This is a genomic window from Nocardioides antri, assembly GCF_008373765.1.
Classification (GTDB): domain Bacteria; phylum Actinomycetota; class Actinomycetes; order Propionibacteriales; family Nocardioidaceae; genus Nocardioides; species Nocardioides antri.
The window spans coordinates 1-408 of the sequence record NZ_VUJW01000148.1 but is presented as its reverse complement, the minus strand read 5'-3'; the positions used below and the strand labels follow the sequence as shown (position 1 = coordinate 408).

The 408-nt window shown below is 51.5% G+C and carries 1 pseudogene; it reads left to right on the top strand.

Going from position 1 to position 408, the window contains the following annotated elements:
* Nucleotides 1–22: 22 nt before the first annotated feature.
* Nucleotides 23–408, top strand: a pseudogene (locus F0U47_RS22835) (hypothetical protein); the annotation flags it as partial.

Sequence of the window (408 nt, the reverse complement as noted above, 5' to 3'; positions counted from 1 at the left end):
GCTCATCGTAGGAGTAAACAAAATGGATTCCACTGAACCACCATACAGTGAGCCCAGAGTTGAGGAAATCAAGAAGGAAGTATCCTCATACATCAAGAAGATTGGCTACAACCCAGCTGCTGTCGCTTTCGTGCCCATTTCTGGATGGCACGGAGACAACATGTTGGAGCCTTCAACCAAAATGCCTTGGTTCAAGGGATGGCAGGTGGAGCGTAAGGAAGGCAAAGCTGACGGAAAATGCCTCATTGAAGCTCTCGATGCCATCCTGCCACCTGCCCGCCCCACTGACAAGCCCCTGCGTCTTCCCCTGCAAGACGTATACAAAATCGGTGGTATTGGTACCGTGCCCGTCGGCAGAGTTGAAACTGGTGTGTTGAAACCAGGTACCATTGTTGTCTTTGCCCCTGC